At 37.9% G+C, this 15,686-nt stretch carries 17 protein-coding genes; 14 read left to right on the top strand and 3 right to left on the bottom strand.

What is annotated here, in order from left to right:
* Nucleotides 1-87 precede the first annotated feature (87 nt).
* Nucleotides 88-747, top strand: coding sequence for a potassium channel family protein (locus tag MUA90_RS09650; RefSeq protein WP_105993799.1), 660 nt, complete (start codon nucleotides 88-90; stop codon nucleotides 745-747).
* Between the two features lie 105 nt (nucleotides 748-852).
* On the opposite strand, the gene rnjA is transcribed toward MUA90_RS09650, so the two are convergent.
* Both rnjA and MUA90_RS09640 read right to left on the bottom strand, forming a co-directional pair.
* Nucleotides 853-2,769 (bottom strand): ribonuclease J1, encoded by a 1,917-nt coding sequence (rnjA, locus tag MUA90_RS09645; protein WP_105993800.1) that lies wholly within the window; start codon nucleotides 2,767-2,769, stop codon nucleotides 853-855.
* A complete protein-coding gene (locus MUA90_RS09640; protein ID WP_262586582.1) occupies nucleotides 2,769-2,984 on the bottom strand; it encodes a DNA-dependent RNA polymerase subunit epsilon in 216 nt (71 codons plus the stop codon). The genes rnjA and MUA90_RS09640 overlap by 1 nt, the downstream gene beginning before the upstream one ends.
* A 376-nt stretch (nucleotides 2,985-3,360) precedes the next feature.
* Here MUA90_RS09640 and MUA90_RS09635 point away from each other — a divergent pair, with 376 nt between their 5' ends.
* Entirely contained in the window at nucleotides 3,361-3,633 is a 273-nt protein-coding gene (locus MUA90_RS09635; protein WP_262586581.1) for a hypothetical protein, read from the top strand.
* A gap of 18 nt (nucleotides 3,634-3,651) precedes the next feature.
* Nucleotides 3,652-4,101: a DUF1801 domain-containing protein gene (locus tag MUA90_RS09630; protein ID WP_262586580.1), complete on the top strand. Its 450-nt coding sequence runs from the start codon at nucleotides 3,652-3,654 to the stop codon at nucleotides 4,099-4,101.
* A gap of 54 nt (nucleotides 4,102-4,155) precedes the next feature.
* Here the strand turns inward: MUA90_RS09630 and def are convergent, their stop codons facing one another.
* The gene (gene def / locus MUA90_RS09625; RefSeq protein WP_105993804.1) at nucleotides 4,156-4,716 is read right to left on the bottom strand and encodes a peptide deformylase; all 561 of its coding nucleotides are present in this window, start codon (nucleotides 4,714-4,716) and stop codon (nucleotides 4,156-4,158) included.
* Between the two features lie 124 nt (nucleotides 4,717-4,840).
* On the opposite strand from def, the gene MUA90_RS09620 reads away from it, so the two are divergent.
* From MUA90_RS09620 to MUA90_RS09570, 11 genes are all read left to right on the top strand, one after another.
* Complete coding sequence (locus MUA90_RS09620) at nucleotides 4,841-5,473, top strand: YkyA family protein (RefSeq protein ID WP_262586579.1); 633 nt, start codon at nucleotides 4,841-4,843, stop codon at nucleotides 5,471-5,473.
* Between the two features lie 169 nt (nucleotides 5,474-5,642).
* Complete coding sequence (gene pdhA / locus MUA90_RS09615) at nucleotides 5,643-6,755, top strand: pyruvate dehydrogenase (acetyl-transferring) E1 component subunit alpha (protein WP_114603636.1); 1,113 nt, start codon at nucleotides 5,643-5,645, stop codon at nucleotides 6,753-6,755.
* Between the two features lie 3 nt (nucleotides 6,756-6,758).
* The gene (locus MUA90_RS09610) at nucleotides 6,759-7,736 is read left to right on the top strand and encodes an alpha-ketoacid dehydrogenase subunit beta (RefSeq protein WP_105993807.1); all 978 of its coding nucleotides are present in this window, start codon (nucleotides 6,759-6,761) and stop codon (nucleotides 7,734-7,736) included.
* 351 nt (nucleotides 7,737-8,087) lie between these two features.
* Nucleotides 8,088-9,419, top strand: coding sequence for a dihydrolipoamide acetyltransferase family protein (locus MUA90_RS09605; RefSeq protein WP_262586576.1), 1,332 nt, complete (start codon nucleotides 8,088-8,090; stop codon nucleotides 9,417-9,419).
* A 3-nt stretch (nucleotides 9,420-9,422) separates the two neighbouring features.
* Nucleotides 9,423-10,829 carry a dihydrolipoyl dehydrogenase gene (lpdA, locus tag MUA90_RS09600; RefSeq protein ID WP_105993809.1) on the top strand — a complete coding sequence of 469 codons (1,407 nt, stop codon included), beginning with the start codon at nucleotides 9,423-9,425 and terminating at the stop codon, nucleotides 10,827-10,829.
* Between the two features lie 126 nt (nucleotides 10,830-10,955).
* Nucleotides 10,956-11,231: a UPF0223 family protein gene (locus tag MUA90_RS09595; RefSeq protein WP_262586573.1), complete on the top strand. Its 276-nt coding sequence runs from the start codon at nucleotides 10,956-10,958 to the stop codon at nucleotides 11,229-11,231.
* A 123-nt stretch (nucleotides 11,232-11,354) separates the two neighbouring features.
* Nucleotides 11,355-11,894, top strand: coding sequence for a helix-turn-helix domain-containing protein (locus tag MUA90_RS09590; RefSeq protein WP_114603633.1), 540 nt, complete (start codon nucleotides 11,355-11,357; stop codon nucleotides 11,892-11,894).
* A gap of 13 nt (nucleotides 11,895-11,907) precedes the next feature.
* The gene (locus MUA90_RS09585; protein WP_262586570.1) at nucleotides 11,908-12,987 is read left to right on the top strand and encodes an ABC transporter ATP-binding protein; all 1,080 of its coding nucleotides are present in this window, start codon (nucleotides 11,908-11,910) and stop codon (nucleotides 12,985-12,987) included.
* A gap of 3 nt (nucleotides 12,988-12,990) precedes the next feature.
* Nucleotides 12,991-13,797: an ABC transporter permease gene (locus MUA90_RS09580; protein ID WP_262586568.1), complete on the top strand. Its 807-nt coding sequence runs from the start codon at nucleotides 12,991-12,993 to the stop codon at nucleotides 13,795-13,797.
* Nucleotides 13,794-14,606: an ABC transporter permease gene (locus MUA90_RS09575; RefSeq protein WP_262586565.1), complete on the top strand. Its 813-nt coding sequence runs from the start codon at nucleotides 13,794-13,796 to the stop codon at nucleotides 14,604-14,606. The genes MUA90_RS09580 and MUA90_RS09575 overlap by 4 nt, the downstream gene beginning before the upstream one ends.
* Nucleotides 14,603-15,676: an ABC transporter substrate-binding protein gene (locus MUA90_RS09570; protein WP_262586563.1), complete on the top strand. Its 1,074-nt coding sequence runs from the start codon at nucleotides 14,603-14,605 to the stop codon at nucleotides 15,674-15,676. Before MUA90_RS09575 ends, MUA90_RS09570 begins: the two co-directional genes overlap by 4 nt.
* The last annotated feature ends 10 nt before the right edge of the window (nucleotides 15,677-15,686 follow it).

The raw sequence follows: 15,686 nt of genomic DNA, 5'->3' as shown, positions 1-15,686 counted from the left end.
TCTTAGGTGAGGTGAGGCAGCGTATGCATCTGTAAATGATGCAAAGCGTTCATTGCCTTATCTCACTTTTATTTTGTGGAGGTTGCTATGGAAAAAGAATTCGTTGTTATAGGATTGGGGCGTTTCGGCGGCAGTATTGTCCGTGAACTGAATGCATTAGGCATGGACGTGATGGCGATTGATTTAAGCGAAGCCCGTGTAAATGAATACAGTGAAATTGCGACACATGCAGTGGTTGCTGATACAACAGATGAAGCGGTTATGAAAAGTTTAGGGATCCGCAACTTTGATCAAGTCATTGTTGCGATTGGTGAAAATATCCAAACGAGTACATTAACGACTTTGATTCTAAAAGAGTTAGGCGTTAAAAAAGTTATTGCGAAAGCGCAAAATGACTACCATGCTAAGATTTTGAATAAAATCGGTGCCGATTTAGTCGTACACCCAGAACGTGATATGGGCCGTCGTATTGCTCATAATATTGCGAGTGCAAGTGTCTTGGATTACCTTGAACTTGCGGATGAATATTCAATTGTTGAAGCGAAAGCCAACGAACGCATTGCAGGTCAAACGATTGTAGACTTGGATATTCGTGCGAATTTCGGTATCAACATTATTGCGATTAAGCGCGGCAAAGACGTTATTATTTCGCCAGATCCTAATATGAATATCGAATTAGGAGATATCCTGATTATGATTGGTCATGATAATGACTTGAACCGTTTCGAGAAAAAACTCGTCCACTAACTCAATTAAAGAAAGTTTATAAACATAGAAAATATAAGCATACAGAAAAGCACATTCCGCGGAATGTGCTTTTCTTATCTTCTAAAGTGTTTAGCTTACACTGTATTAGTCTTGTTTAGCTTGTGATTCTTTTTGGTTTTGTTTTGAAGCCTCTTTTTTGTGATGCGGTTTGCGGCTTCTTGGATTGCGTGATTTATTTGCGTTGTTTGTACGGCGTTTGTTTGTCGCATGTTTATGATTATCTTTGCTGCTGCGGTTGTTTTGTTTGTTGTCGCCGTTTGATTTTTTATTCGAACGTTTAGGTCTAGATGATTTTGGTTTTTTCGTCGGTGTTACTTGTTCGCCGTTTTCATTTACTTTCATGATAACAGGCAGAATCATTGGTTTACGTGCAGTTTTTTCAAATAAGTACGGCTGCAGCGTTTCAATGATAGAAGATTTGATTTGGTGCCATTGAATTTCTTTGTTTTGGTTCAATTTCGAAATCACTTCTGTTTTAATCTTGCGCTGTGCATCATAGATTAAATGTCCGGATTCGCGCATGTACACAAAACCGCGGGAAATGATATCCGGTCCAGAAAGCAATGTGTTGGTATTGAAGTCAATACTTACAACAACAATGACTAAACCTTCTTCAGATAACAATTTACGGTCTCTGATGACAACGTTGCCGATATCTCCGATACCGCTGCCGTCTACTAAGACATCGCCTGAAGGAATACGTCCTGCTTTACGTGCAGAGTCTCTAGTTAAAGCTAAGACATCACCATTATCAAAGATAAATACGTTATCTTCATCAACACCGCATTCAATACCTGTTTGCGAATGTGCTTTCAGCATACGGTATTCACCATGAATCGGCATGAAGTATTTAGGACGGATTAAGCGCAGCATTAATTGCTGATCGCCTTGTGAACCGTGTCCAGACGTATGAATGTTTGAAATCTTGCTGTGAATAACTTCAGCACCTGCACGATATAAAGCGTTGATAGTACGGTTGATACTCTTTGTATTGCCTGGGATAGGGGATGAACTGAATACCACTGTATCCTCAGGAATAATTTTAATTTGTTTATGTGTACCATTCGCAATACGTGATAAAGCTGCCATTGGTTCACCTTGAGAACCTGTACATAAAATCAAGAGCTCATGTTTAGGGACTGAGTTGATTTTATTAGGTTCGACAAATGTTTCAGGCGGTGCTTTAATATAGCCGAGTTCCATACCGATTTTGATGTTGTTTTCCATAGAACGCCCGAAAACAACAATTTTACGGTTGTATTTAATTGCGGCTTCTACTGCTTGTTGTACACGGTAGATATTAGATGCGAAGGTCGCAAAGATAATTCTTCCAGTACATTTGCGGAAGATTTTATCAACGTTTTGACCGACTTCGCGTTCGCTTAATGTAAAGTTAGGTACGAGTGCGTTAGTTGAGTCAGATAATAATGCTAATACGCCTTCTTCGCCTAATTTAGCCATTTTAGCGATATTTGCCGGTGTACCTACAGGTGTGAAGTCGAATTTGAAATCGCCTGTATGCACAATTTTGCCTTCTGGTGTACTTACAATCACACCGTATGCTTCAGGAATACTGTGTGTTGTTAAATAAAATGATACATTGAAGTGTTTAGAGTTGATCTCGCTGTCTTCAGTAATTTCATGCAATTCTGCTGTTCTTAATAGGTGATGTTCTTCTAATTTATTTCTGATCAGACCAAGTGCTAATGGACCGCCATAAATCGGTACGTTAAGTTCTTTTAATAAGAAGGGCACACCGCCGATATGGTCTTCATGTCCATGTGTAATAAACAGGCCGATGATTTTATCTTTGTTTTGTACAAGATAAGAATAGTCAGGGATAACATAATCGATACCAAGCAGGTTATCATCCGGGAATTTGATTCCGGCATCGATTAAAACGATTTCATCCTTATATTCAACTGCGTACGTATTCTTGCCGACCTCACCGAGACCGCCAAGTGCGTATACACCGACCTCATTGTTTTTGAGTTGTTTCATTATTGAATATGCTCCACTTTATAATCAGGTGATTTTTGTTCATATTCTATATGTGCGCCCTCTAATTTAGTAATGAACTCAATGTTATAGTTTCTGTTTTTAAGATATTTTCTTACTTCTTCTTCTGAGTTGCCTTCTACGTAAATCGTATGTGTGTTCTCACGAACGATTACTTCTGATTTGTCGTCTTGATAAAATACTTTGTAAATTGCCATAGTTTATAATTTCCTCCTAAGTTTGTTCAGTTAATCATATTTATAGTAAATTCAAGCCTAGTTCATTATTTGAAGTTGGTACATTTTGTTTAATCTGAAAATAAATACAACATACCAGCTTAACTGCCCAGTATGTTTGCTAGGTTTGTTATGAATGACGTTCTTGTTTGCAATGTATGATAGCTTCCTATATACATTTACAGTTATTATTCATTTTACATGATGTAATTCAATAAATAAAGCGGTTTTACTTCTCATTGCACAAACATAATCCCTTGTTCTCTAGAAAGGAACATGAAAAAGGTTGTGGTAAAATAAAACAAAGAGAAAATGTGATGCTGCGCGAATGAATAACGTTGAAAAGCGGGTGAGGACAATGAGTAATACAAAACGTATTCTTGAAGATGTAAAAAGGGAAAAAGAAAGAAAAGACAAGATTTTAAAAGGGATAGTATTTGAAAAACGCGGAAAAGAAATTCTGGTGTTCTTCGAATATCGTCAAGTTGTTGATAATGTTTCTGGCAATCAGCACTTTATCAGACATCATCATGATCCGGAATGGGTAGATGAATCAATGATGCAATCCCTCACAAAAGGATTGGATGAATTAAATGTAAGGTATCAATTACGAAAAGATGTATTTATTTAATATTTAAGGAGCGATGGGATGACAGAGATAGAAGACTACATTGCACAGATTGATGGAAAGCGGAGACCTGCATTTGTGCAGTTGTTTGAAGTGATACTAAAGCATTTGCCGAAAGGATTTCAACCAGTAATGCAATATGGTATGCCGACTTTTGCAGTACCGTTAGAACGCTATCCTCAAGGTTATTTAGGCAATCCAGATGTACCTTTGCCTTTTGTGAGTATAGCAGCACAGAAAAATTTTATCGGTTTGTATCATATGGGATTATACGGTGATGAAGATTTAAAATCTTGGTTTATCCATAGATATGAACAAGAAGTACCGACTAAGCTGAATATGGGAAAGAGTTGTGTACGGATGTCGAATCCGAAAAATATTCCATATGACTTGATTGCGGACTTGTGCGAAAAAATAACAGTTGAAGATTTGATTCGCTATTATAAAGAAAGAAATAACAAAATCTGTTAAACAGCATGCAAAAAGAGGCCGCATATTTTATGGGCCTCTTCATTTTGGTTTTGCTTATTCATCAAAAAGACGGATGGCATCTTCGTGAGGTTGAAGCGGATTTTCTTTATCAATATGATCATAAAACATGATACCGTCTAAATGATCGATTTCATGTTGTACGATAATCGCGATATAGCCTTTAAGACGTAAATTAATATCATTGCCGTCGATATCTTTGGCTTTGACAGTAATTCGGTTATGGCGATGCACTAAACCTGGAATATCTTCATCTACGCTTAAGCAGCCTTCGCCAGTAGGAAGGTAAGCTTCTTGAACGCTGTAGCTGACAATTTTAGGGTTAATCAGCATTAATTCGTAAGATTTGCCGTTGCCGTCATCCGGCAAGTGTACAGCAAGCATACGTTTTGAAATATTCAATTGCGGTGCAGCAATACCTACACCTGAACGTAGTTTGTATTTGCGTGCAATTTCGTCATCTTGACTGTTGATTAAGAATTCATGCATTTCTAATAGTTTATTGCGATCTTCTTCTGATAAAGGAAATTTCACTTCTTCTGCTTTAGCACGAAGCGTTGGATGTCCGTCTCGAATTATATCTTTCATTGTAATCATGTCATACACCGTCCTTATTTTAAAATATAACAAAAAATATCGAGATAGAACAGAAAAGTATTTGCGAAATAGCTTAAAATTAATTAACATCATTATTGAAATCCCCAAGGAGGTATATTGAAGCATGAAAGTTAATAAAACATTAGGTTTAGTGATTGCATCCTCTCTATTATTAGGCGCTTGTACAACAGACAGCCATGACATTAAAGAGTACAACAAGACACTTAAACAAGCAGTTGAAAAAGAAAATACAGCCGTAAAAGTCGGCGAAAAATTGAATAAACTTACTAATGAAAAAAATGATTTAGCTAAGAAGATTAATGGTAAAGATACAAGTAAGGTAGTAGATACATCTAAGAAAATTGTTAATAATATCAATCAACGCGAAGATGAGTTCAAAAAAGAAGAACAAGCTTTTGATGCATCTGAGAAAAAATTCGAAGAGGCTAAAAAGAAAACAAAAGATCTTCGAAACAAAAAACGTAAAGAAGCAATTGAAAAAACAAATGAAGCCGTTGAGAAAAACTATAAAGCACATGATGATTATGCAAAAGCATATAAAAACAGCTTAGATAAAGAAAAAGATTTATTTGAATACATCGTAAAATCAAACGGACAAGCAAATCAATCACAAATTGATGAGAAAACAAAAGCAATTGACGATTCATACAAAGACGTAAACAAAAAAATCAAAGCTTACAGCAAGACACGTGATGAACGCGGAAAACAAATGGAAGCAGCACAACAGATTAAGTAAACAACAATGGTACAGTTATAGATATTTGACTGGTACAGGTTCTATAACTGTACTTAACACAAGTGATACAGAACTTTTATAATTCATTTAACAGTTTTAATAATGTATGATATACTAATTTATGGATGAAATGAATTTTCTATTATACGGGAAAGGTATGGTGAATTGAATGGCTCCGAAGTTACAAGCCCAATTCGACGCTGAGCAAGTATTGAAAGATACTGAAGCACAATTTAAGATGGTCCAAGTATTGGACGAAAAAGGTAATGTAGTGAACGAAGACTTAGTACCAGATTTAACTGATGAACAATTAGTTGAGTTGATGGAAAGAATGGTTTGGACACGTGTTCTAGACCAACGTTCAGTTTCTTTAAACAGACAAGGACGTTTAGGTTTCTACGCTCCAACTGCTGGTCAAGAAGCATCACAACTTGCATCTCAATATGCACTTGAAAAAGAAGACTGGATTTTACCAGGATATCGTGATGTTCCTCAAATTATTTGGCATGGTTTACCATTAACAGAAGCTTTCTTATTCTCAAGAGGGCACTATAAAGGTAACCAATTCCCTGAAGGCGTTAACGCATTCAGTCCTCAAATCATCATCGGTGCACAATACATTCAAACTGCCGGTGTTGCATTAGGATTGAAAAAACGCGGTAAAAAAGCAGTAGCAATCACTTACACTGGTGACGGCGGTTCATCACAAGGTGACTTCTACGAAGGTATCAACTTCGCTTCTGCATATAAAGTGCCAGCGATCTTTGTAATTCAAAACAACAACTACGCAATCTCTACACCACGAAGCAAACAAACTGCAGCTTTAACATTAGCTCAAAAAGCAATTGCAGTAGGTATCCCTGGAATTCAAGTAGACGGTATGGACCCATTAGCTGTATATCAAGCTACTAAAGAAGCACGCGACCGTGCTGTTAATGGCGAAGGTCCTACATTAATCGAGACAATGACTTACCGTTATGGTCCGCATACAATGGCTGGGGACGACCCGACACGTTACAGAACTTCAGATGAAGATTCTGATTGGGAGAAAAAAGACCCATTAGTTCGTTTCAGAGCATTCTTAGAAGCTAAAGGCTTATGGAATGAAGAAAAAGAAAACGAAGTAATCGAACGTGCGAAAGACGAAATCAAAACTGCAATTAAAGCAGCTGATAAAGTTGAAAAACAAACTGTTACTGATTTGATGGAAATCATGTACGATGAAATGCCTCAAAATTTAAAAGAACAGTATGAAATTTACAAAGAGAAGGAGTCGAAGTAAGCCATGGCACAAATGACAATGGTACAAGCGATTAACAACGCACTTAAAACTGAACTTCAAAACGACGAAAATGTTTTGCTTTTTGGTGAAGATGTTGGTGTTAACGGTGGTGTATTCCGTGTAACGGAAGGTTTACAAAAAGAATTCGGTGAAGATCGAGTATTCGATACTCCGCTTGCTGAATCAGGAATCGGCGGTTTAGCACTTGGATTAACTGTTGAAGGTTACCGTCCAGTAATGGAAATCCAATTCTTAGGATTCGTATTCGAAGTATTTGACTCTGTTGCAGGTCAAATCGCTCGTACAAGATTCCGTTCAGGCAACACAAAAGAAGCACCAGTTACAATCCGTGCACCATTCGGCGGCGGTGTGCATACACCTGAATTACACGCAGATAACTTAGAAGGTATCTTGGCACAATCTCCAGGATTAACTGTAGTTATCCCATCAAACCCATATGATGCAAAAGGATTATTAATTTCTGCAATCAGAAGCAACGACCCTGTTGTTTATTTAGAACACATGAAATTATACCGTTCATTCCGTGAAGAAGTTCCTGAAGAGGAATATGAAATTGAACTTGGCAAAGCAAAAGTTAAACGCGAAGGTAACGACATTACATTAATCGCGTACGGCGCTATGGTTCAAGAAGCATTAAAAGCAGCGGAAGACCTTGAAAAAGACGGTGTATCTGCAGAAGTTATCGACTTACGTACAGTACAACCGATCGACTTTGACACTTTAGTAGCTTCAGTTGAAAAAACAGGCCGTGCAGTGATGGTTCAAGAAGCACAACGCCAAGCTGGTGTAGGTGCGCAAGTAGTTGCTGAACTTTCAGAACGCACAATCCTTTCATTAGAAGCTCCGATTGCTCGTGTAGCAGCAGCTGACACTGTTTATCCGTTCACTGAAGCGGAAAACGTTTGGTTGCCAAACAAAAACGACATCGTTGAAAAAGCTAAAGCGACTTTAAACTTCTAATTGTTTAAAATTGCGCGAACAAGTCGGCATATTCAGACGGGCTTTTGGGTAGATATGAAGTAAGCGTTTTACTACCTAGTAAGCCAGACAGTATTATTTGCTCTTGCTTGGTCATTGAAATAGGCAGGGGCAAATGATTTGTCTACAAGTTAGTATAAATTTTTGAAGATATTATTTCGTTGAAACGAAATCAACTTTTATGTCAAAATATAAACTAGAACAATATATTGATTAGATTTCAGCAAACCTGTCGTCTCTAGGGTTTTAACTCGAATGTAGACATTTTTGTTTCAATCTAGCAGTTTTGTCTTGGTTTATGTGACTTAAAATGACTTTTAGGAGGACAAGAACGTGGCATTTGAATTTAAATTACCCGATATTGGTGAAGGTATCCACGAAGGTGAAATTGTAAAGTGGTTTGTTAAAGCTGGAGACAAAATTGAAGAAGACGATATTCTATGTGAGGTTCAAAACGACAAATCTGTAGTAGAAATCCCTTCTCCAGTTTCAGGAACAATTGAAGAAGTTGTAGTAGACGAAGGTACTGTAGCAGTAGTCGGCGATACAATTATCAAAATCGATTCACCAGATGCAGAAGAAATGTCATTCAAAGGCGGACACAGCCATGAAGGCGATGCTGAAGAAGACAAAGCCGGCGATGCTGGTCAAGAAGAAACTAAAGAACAAGCAGCTTCTGTTTCAGAAGAAGGTTCTGACCATTTTGAAAGATCAGCTTCATCTGAAGAAGAAGTAGATGAAAACAGAAGAGTTAAAGCTATGCCTTCTGTACGTAAATTTGCTCGTGAAAACGATGTAAACATCAAAGCTGTTCAAGGTACTGGCAAAAACGGCCGTATCACTAAAGCTGACGTTGAAGCTTACTTAAGCGGAGATGCTCCAAGTGCTGAATCAACTGAAACAGCATCTGAAGCAGCACCAGCACAAGAAGCTGCATCAGCACCTGTATCAGCTGAAGGCGAATATCCAGAAACACGCGAAAAAATCCCTGCAATGCGTAAAGCAATTGCGAAAGCAATGGTTAACTCTAAACATACTGCGCCTCACGTAACATTGATGGACGAAGTAGAAGTTCAAGCATTATGGGATCACCGTAAGAAATTCAAAGAAATTGCTGCGGAACAAGGTACTAAATTAACATTCTTACCTTACGTTGTTAAAGCATTAGTTTCAGCACTTAAGAAATACCCAGCATTAAATACTGAATTTGATGATGCAAACGGTGAAGTAGTTCATAAACATTACTGGAACATCGGTATTGCTGCTGATACAGACCGCGGTCTATTAGTTCCTGTTGTTAAACATGCTGATCGCAAATCAATGTTCGAAATTTCAGATGAAATTAATGAGCTTGCTGTTAAAGCACGCGACGGTAAATTAACTTCTGACGAAATGAAAGGTGCTTCATGCACAATTAGTAACATCGGTTCTGCAGGCGGTCAATGGTTCACACCTGTAATTAACCACCCTGAAGTGGCTATCTTAGGTATCGGCCGTATCGCTCAAAAACCAATTGTTAAGGATGGAGAAATTGTAGCAGCGCCTGTATTAGCATTATCATTAAGCTTTGACCATAGACAAATTGACGGTGCTACTGGTCAAAACGCAATGAACCACATCAAACGTTTATTAAATAATCCAGAATTATTATTAATGGAGGGGTAAAACATGGTAGTTGGTGATTTTCCAATTGAAACAGATACTATTGTAATCGGAGCAGGTCCTGGGGGTTATGTTGCAGCAATTCGTGCAGCACAAATGGGACAAAAAGTTACAATCGTTGAGAAAGGCGAATTAGGCGGTGTATGTCTGAACGTAGGATGTATCCCATCTAAAGCATTATTACACGTATCACACGTATTCCAAGAATCTAAAAACTCTGAGAATCTTGGTATCATCGCTAAAGATGTTGAACTTAAATATGAAAAAGTTCAAGAATTCAAAAAGTCTGTTGTTAACAAATTAACAGGCGGCGTTGAAGGCTTATTAAAAGGTCACAAAGTTGAAATTGTTAAAGGTGAAGCTTACTTCCATGACAAAAACAGCTTACGTGTAATGGACGAAAAAAGTGCTCAAACTTACAACTTCAAAAACGCAATCATCGCAACTGGTTCTAGACCGATCGAAATTCCTAATTTCAAATTCGGTGAGCGCGTAATCGACTCAACTGGTGCTTTAAACTTACAAGAAGCGCCTGAGAAATTAGTAGTTGTAGGCGGCGGTTACATTGGTTCTGAATTAGGTACAGCATTTGCGAACTTCGGTACAGAAGTTACAATTTTAGAAGGTGCTAAAGATATCTTAGGCGGCTTCGAAAAACAAATGACGCAACCTGTTAAGAAAAAAATGAAAGAAAAAGGCATGGAAATCGTTACTCAAGCGATGGCTAAATCTGCTGAAGAAACTGAAAACGGCGTTAAAGTTACTTACGAAGCAAAAGGCGAAGAAAAAACAATCGAAGCTGACTACGTATTAGTAACAGTAGGTCGTCGTCCAAACACTGATGAAATGGGTCTTGAAGAACTTGGCCTTAAATTCGGCGAACGCGGCTTATTAGAAGTTGACGAACAAAGCCGTACATCAGCTGACAACATCTACGCTATCGGCGACATCGTTCCTGGTTTACCACTTGCACACAAAGCAAGCTATGAAGGTAAAATTGCTGCTGAAGCAATCTCAGGCGAAAAATCTGCAGTAGACTACATCGGTATGCCTGCAGTATGCTTCACTGAACCAGAATTAGCACAAGTAGGTTACACTGAAGCGCAAGCGAAAGAAGAAGGTTTAGAATACAAAGCTTCTAAATTCCCTTACGCAGCAAACGGCCGTGCTTTATCATTAAACGATACAACTGGATTCGTTAAATTGATTACTCTTAAAGAAGATGACACATTAGTAGGTGCACAAGTTGTAGGTGCAGGTGCTTCTGACATCATCTCTGAATTAGGTTTAGCAATTGAATCTGGTATGAATGCTGAAGATATCGCATTAACAGTTCATGCTCACCCAACTTTAGGTGAAATGACTATGGAAGCTGCTGAAAAAGCAATCGGATTACCAATCCACACTATGTAATACAACCCAACATTAGATTAAGCATATAACAGACCGTCGGGCTCAAGCTCGGCGGTTTTTTTACGTTTCAGGATTTCTTGCATGTTATAATATTTGTGAATTCAATTAGATAGGAGGAACACAGAAATGGAATATCAATACCCTATTGATGTGGATTGGTCTCAAGATGAGATGGTCGATGTCATTCACTTTTTCAATCGTGTTGAAGACTATTATGAAAGAGAAGTTGATCGCGATGAGTTTATGAATGACTATCGCAACTTTAAAAAAGTGATTCCCGGCAAAGCAGATGAAAAGAATATTTTAGATGATTTTGAACAACGCAGCGGCTATAACAGCTATCAAGCAGTCAAAAGAATCAAGAATGATGAGACACGAAAAAAATTTAGTGCCGACGCTTAAATTTATATTGTAAATCACGCTCAGTTCTGTTATTTTTAGTAAGCATTAAACAAAATGTTTACTAATACTAAACAGGACTGTGCTTTTTTTATGCACAAATGAAGACGATTGAGAGGAAGCAGTATGGATATTGGATTGAATTTGCGCAATCTGCGAAAGATAAAACGATTGACGCAAGAAGAATTAGCAGAACGTACGGATTTGTCAAAAGGCTATATTTCGCAAATTGAAAGCGGACAGTCATCTCCCAGTATGGAAACCTTTTTGCAGCTGCTGGAAGTGTTAGGCACGACACCAGAACGTTTCTTTAAAGGAGAAGAACAAGAAAAAGTACTGTACCCTAAAGCGGAACAAGCAGTCTATGATGAATATGATGACGGTTATATTTTAAATTGGCCGGTCGCAAGATCGAATGACTTTGAAATGGAACCTTTGATTTTGACTTTGCGTCCGCAAACAGCCTATAAGGCATTCAAGCCATCTGACTCTGATACTTTTGTGTACTGTTTAAAAGGTGAACTGACATTAACGTTAGGCGAAACAGTGTATCATGCCAAAAAAGGAGATGCACTCTACTTTAAAGCACATGAAAAACACCAGCTGTCTAACACAACCCAATCTGAAGTGAAAGCCATGATAGTGGCGACCGCATCGTATTTATAGGAGGAAAAAACGAATGCCGATATTATCTTTATCAGGAGTGAATAAACAATATGATGGACAACCTATATTAAAAAATATTTCGATTGATTTCGAACAAGGAAAATTCTATACATTGCTAGGGCCTTCCGGCTGCGGCAAAACAACGATTTTAAAAATCATCGGCGGTTTTGAACAAGCGGATTCCGGTGAAATCGCATATGGAGACAAAGTACTAAATAAAATCCCAGCCAATCAGCGCCAAGTCAATACTGTCTTTCAAGACTATGCCTTATTTCCGCATTTAAATGTCTTTGAAAATGTGGCGTTCGGATTAAAAATCAAGAAAGTCAAACCAGCTAAAATTAAAGAAAAAGTAACTGAAGCATTAAAACTGGTTAAATTAGAAGGTTATGATCAGCGTACGATAGATGAAATGAGCGGCGGACAGAAACAACGTGTAGCCATTGCCCGTGCATTGGTCAATGAACCAAAAATATTATTGTTGGATGAATCACTATCAGCCTTAGATTTAAAGCTGCGTACAGAGATGCAGTATGAATTGCGTGCCTTGCAGAAGCGCTTGGGGATTACATTTATATTTGTGACTCATGACCAAGAAGAAGCACTGGCTTTAAGCGACTATATTGCGGTGATTAAAGACGGCAAAATTCAACAGCTGGATACACCGTTAAATATCTATGACGAACCTGTAAATCGTTTTGTGGCTGATTTTATCGGCGAATCAAATATTATTGAAGGTACAATGGTGAAGGATCGTGTGGTTAATATCTATGATAAAGAGATAGAGTGTGTGGATATGGGTATTCCTAAAGGACAAAAGATAGAAGTTGTGATTCGTCCGGAAGATATCTCGATTACAGCGCCAAGCGAGGGGCTGTTTGAAGCGGTCGTCGAATCAATGCTCTTTAGAGGTGTGCATTATGAAATCAATTGTCGAGATAAAGAAGGCTATGCATGGATGATTCAATCGACAAAGAAAGCACAAACAGGTGCGGCTGTCGGCTTATACTTTGAACCTGATGCGATTCATATTATGGTGCCGGGTGAAACGGAAGCAGAATTTGACAAACGTATTGAAAGCTATGAGGGCTAGCTGATGACAAAATTAAATAAATTTTTATTTGTGCCGTATTTGATTTGGATGGTTGGGTTTATTATCATTCCAGTCATTTTATTAGTCTATTTTTCATTTTTAGATATTCATGGGCATTTCAGTTTCAGCAATTATCAGCAAATATTCAGTCTGCGTTATTTGAAGATGATGGGAATCTCTATTTTCTATGCGGCAGTGATTACGCTTGTCACATTGATAATCAGTTATCCTGCGGCTTATTTTATTCGTCAATCAGCCCATCAAAATTTATGGATACTGATCTTAATCATACCGACTTGGATTAATTTACTGCTCAAGACGTATGCATTTATCGGGATTTTCAGTCATGATGGTATTATCAATCAAATATTAGGTGTGATGCATCTTCCGAAAATAGAATTATTATTTACTGCAGCTGCCTTTATTATTGTAGCAAGTTATATTTACATTCCATTTATGATCTTGCCGATATTCAACAGTATGAAATCAATCCCTGATAATCTGCTTCAAGCTTCTACTGATTTAGGAGCGAATAAGTGGATTACATTGCGCAAAGTGATTTTGCCTTTGACGAAAGCAGGGGTATTATCTGGTATACAAGTCACATTTATTCCTGCACTTTCATTATTCATGATTACACGCTTGATTGCAGGTAATAAAGTCATCAATATCGGGACATCGATAGAAGAACAATTTCTGGTGATACAAAACTATGGCATGGGTTCTACCATTGCGATTGCTTTAATTGTCTTTATGGCATTCGTTTTAGTCATCACGAAATCAGGCAACGAGGGAGGGCGCAGATCATGACATGGTATGGCAAATTATATTTAGGATTACTCGTTATCGGGTTATATATCCCGATACTCTTTTTAATGGTATATTCCTTTAACTCTGGCGGCAATATGATTCATTTTGAAGGTTTTACGTTAGAACATTATCAAACGTTGTTTCAAAATGACCGTTTGATGTCGATTTTATTCAACACCATCGCAGTGGCACTTTTAGCTGCGGCGCTCTCGACAGTCATTGGTACTTTCGGTGCCATAGCATTGTATCACTTGCGCCATAAGCGTATGAAATTAACATTTTTAACATTGAATAATGTCTTGTTAGTTTCTTCTGATGTTGTTATCGGGGCATCTTTCTTAATTATGTTTACTGCGATTGGTCATTTTACAGGCATGGGCCTCGGCTTTTGGACTGTATTGATTTCGCATATTGCATTTTGTATTCCGATTGTGGTCATTATCGTCTTGCCGCAATTGTATGAGATGAACCAGAATATGTTTACGGCTGCTAAAGATTTAGGGGCCACAGATTGGCAAGTCTTGAATCGTGTTATGATTCCGAATTTGATGCCGGCAATTATTGCAGGGTTCTTTATGGCTTTGACATATTCATTAGATGACTTTACTGTCAGTTTCTTTGTGACGGGGAACGGCTTCAGTGTTTTATCTGTAGAAGTCTATGCGATGGCGCGTAAAGGTATCAGTATGGAAATCAATGCGATTTCTACTTTGATCTTCGGTGTGATTATGATTGGTATTATCGGTTACTATACGATTCAACGCTCCACTAAACGCCATAGTGCATTGAAACGAGGTGTGCTGCGATGAATCGAATGCTACAACTGGTTATCGGTGCATTGGTTATCGGATTGCTATGCCTTGGTGTAAGTAAATGGTATAGTTCAGAGGATGACCAAAAGTCAGGCAAGAAGATTTATGTTTATAACTGGGGAGAATATATTGATCCTGAGTTGATTCAAAAGTTTGAGAAAGAAACAGGCATTCAAGTAGTTTATGAAACCTTTGATTCCAATGAAGCAATGGAAGCTAAAATTCGCAACGGCGGAACGCATTACGATGTCGCTTTCCCAAGTGAGTACACTGTACAAAAGATGAAAAAGGATCATTTGCTGGTACCTTTAGATCATCAACAGCTGCCAAACATGAAATATTTGGGTAAAAATTATATGAATATGGCCTATGATCGAAATAATCGTTATTCTATTCCATATTTCTTTGGTACAGTGGGTATTATTTATAATAAAGAAGCTTATCCAAAGGAAGATTTTTCATCTTGGAGAAGTTTATATAATCCTAAGTTTAAAAATGATATTATATTAGTGGATGGTGCGCGTGAAATCATGGGATTGAGTTTGAATAAGCTCGGTTATAGTTTGAATGATACCAATCCGAAGCATTTAAACGAAGCTGAAGCGGATTTAGCTCACTTAGCACCGCAAGTCAAAGGTATTGTCGGTGATGAGATAACGATGATGTTAGAACAGCATGAAGCGAATATCGCAGTAGTATGGAGCGGTACCGCAGCACCTATCGTACAAGAAAATCCTGAATTTGATTATATTGTGCCTAAAGAGGGCTCTAATTTGTGGTTCGATACGATGGTAATACCGAAAACTGCACAAAATAAAGAGGGTGCACATCAATTTATTAATTTCTTATTGGACCCTAAAAACAGTAAGCAGAATACTGAATGGGTAGGTTATGCGACACCGAATAAGGCTGCCGCAAAACTATTGCCTAAAGAAATCAGAACGGATCAGCGTTTTTATCCTTCGAAAGAAACACAAAATAGGCTTGAAGTGTACAAGGATTTGGGTAAAGATATTTTAAGTGATTATAATGAACATTTTCTGAATTTCAAAATGTCATTACAATAAAACGATTTAG

The sequence above is a fragment of the Staphylococcus sp. IVB6181 genome, assembly GCF_025561445.1.
Classification (GTDB): Bacteria; Bacillota; Bacilli; order Staphylococcales; family Staphylococcaceae; genus Staphylococcus; species Staphylococcus simulans_B.
This window is presented reverse-complemented; position numbering and strand designations above follow the sequence as displayed.